The organism is Arthrobacter sp. STN4, from assembly GCF_024539665.1.
Lineage (GTDB): Bacteria > Actinomycetota > Actinomycetes > Actinomycetales > Micrococcaceae > Specibacter.
Map to the genome: position 1 here is coordinate 1 of NZ_JAKZGX010000061.1, position 2,609 is coordinate 2,609.

Sequence of the window (2,609 nt, forward strand, 5' to 3'; positions counted from 1 at the left end):
CAGCGTGCCGGGGCGCAGAGTGTTGGCGTGCCGATGGTCACGACGACGGATTATGTGAACACGATTCCTGCGGACCAGGAGCCGGTGTTCCCGGGCAATGAGGAGATCGAGCGGAAGTACCGGGCGTGGTTGCGGTGGAATGCCGCGGTCATGGTGCACCGTTCCCAGCGCCCGGACATCGGGGTCGGCGGGCACATCTCCACGTATGCGGGGGCCGCGACGTTGTACGAGGTTGGTTTTAATCATTTCTTCCGGGGCAAGGACCATCCCGGGGGCGGGGACCAGGTCTTTTTCCAGGGACACGCGTCCCCGGGCATGTACGCGCGCGCGTTCCTGGAAGGGCGCCTGTCCGAGGAGGACCTGGACGGGTTCCGGCAGGAGAAGTCCAGGGAAGGCCATGCCCTGTCCTCGTATCCGCACCCGCGCCTGATGCCGGGGTTCTGGGAGTTCCCGACGGTCTCGATGGGCATCGGGCCGATGAACGCGATCTACCAGGCCCAGTCCAACCGGTACCTGCACAACCGCGGCATCAAGGACACCTCCGACCAGCACGTGTGGGCGTTCCTGGGCGACGGGGAAATGGACGAGCCCGAATCCCGCGGCCTGCTCCAGCTCGCTGCGAACGACAAGCTGGACAACCTCACGTTCGTGGTGAACTGCAACCTCCAGCGCCTGGACGGGCCGGTGCGCGGCAACGGCAAGATCGTCCAGGAACTCGAGGCGTTCTTCCGCGGTGCCGGCTGGAACGTCATCAAGGTGCTCTGGGGGCGGGAGTGGGATGCGTTGCTGGCCCGCGACACCGACCATTCCCTGGTGAAGGTCATGAACGACACCGTCGACGGGGACTACCAGACGTACAAGGCCGAGTCCGGCGGGTTCGTCCGGGAACACTTCTTCGGCCAGACCCCGGCGACGAAGGAACTCGCCGCGCACCTGACCGATGACGAGGTATGGAATTTGAAGCGTGGCGGGCACGACTACCACAAGGTCTACGCCGCCTACCGGGCCGCGGTGGAATTCAAGGGCAAGCCGACCGTGATCCTGGCCCACACCGTGAAGGGCTACGGGCTGGGCACGCACTTCGAGGCCCGCAACTCCACCCACCAGATGAAGAAGCTGACCCTGCAGGACCTGAAGGACTTCCGCACCCACCTGCGCCTGCCCATCAGCGATGAAACCCTCGAAGCGGACCCGTACCGGCCCCCGTACTACCACCCCGGCCCCGACGCCCCGGAAATCCGCTACCTCATGGAACGCCGCGCCGAACTCGGCGGGTTCGTCCCCGAACGCCGCACCGCCCACACCCCGGTCACCCTGCCCGGGGAAAAGACCTACGAAGTCGCCAACCGCGGCTCCGGCAAGCAACACGCCGCCACGACCATGGCGTTCGTGCGCCTGCTCAAGGACCTCATGCGGGACAAGGACTTCGGCCACCGGATCGTGCCGATCATCCCCGACGAGGCCCGCACCTTCGGCATCGACGCGTTCTTCCCGACCGCGAAGATCTACAACCCCAACGGGCAGAACTACCTCTCCGTGGACCGGGACCTGGTGCTGGCCTACAAGGAATCGATCTCCGGACAGATCGTGCACGCCGGCATCAACGAAGCCGGGTCCGTGGCCGCGTTCACCGCCGCCGGGACCAGCTACGCCACCCACGGCGAACCCCTGATCCCGATCTACGTCTTCTACTCCATGTTCGGCTTCCAACGCACCGGGGACCAGTTCTGGGCCGCCGGGGACCAGATGGCCCGCGGCTTCATCATCGGCGCGACCGCCGGCCGGACCACCCTCACCGGCGAAGGCCTCCAACACGCCGACGGGCACTCCCCCCTCCTGGCCTCCACCAACACCGCCGTGATCAGCTACGACCCGGCCTACGGGTACGAGATCGGGGTGATCGTCAAGGCCGGGCTGGAACGCATGTACGGGCCCGCCTCCACCGACCCCAACGTCATGTACTACCTCACCGTGTACAACGAACCAATCCTCCAACCCAAGGCCCCCGCCAACCTCGACACCGAAGGCATCGAAAAAGGCATCTACCACCTCCAAGCCGCCACCACCGAAGGACCCGCCACGCAACTGCTCGCCTCCGGCGTCGCCGTGCCCTGGGCCCTGGAAGCCGCCGACATCCTCGCCCGGGAATGGGGCGTCGCCGCGGACGTCTGGTCCGTCACCTCCTGGACCGAACTGCGCCGCGACGGCCTCGCCGCCGAGGAACACTCCTTCCTCCACCCCGACGAGGCACCCCGCACCCCCTACCTCACCCACAAAATGGCCGACGCGCACGGACCCGTCATCGCCGTCACCGACTACATGAAAGCCGTCCCCGACCAAATCCGCCAATTCCTGCCCAACACCTTCGCAACCCTGGGCGCCGACGGCTTCGGCTTCTCCGACACCCGCGCCGCCGCCCGCCGCTACTTCAAGATCGACTCCCACAGCATCGTCGTCCGCGCCCTGCAAATGCTCGCCAACGACGGAAAAATCAACCCCGACACACCCCGCCAGGCCGCCACCAAATACGACCTCCTCAACGTCAACGCCGGCACCACCGGCAACGCCGGAGGCGACAGCTAACCCCAACCGGCGACAACAAGCCCGGC

At 66.5% G+C, this 2,609-nt stretch carries 1 protein-coding gene; it reads left to right on the forward strand.

The window, feature by feature from the left end:
* The coding region (aceE, locus tag MMF96_RS19250; protein ID WP_176618733.1) for a pyruvate dehydrogenase (acetyl-transferring), homodimeric type at positions 1–2,583 on the forward strand (2,583 nt) is incomplete at its 5' end.
* Between the last annotated feature and the right edge of the window lie 26 nt (positions 2,584–2,609).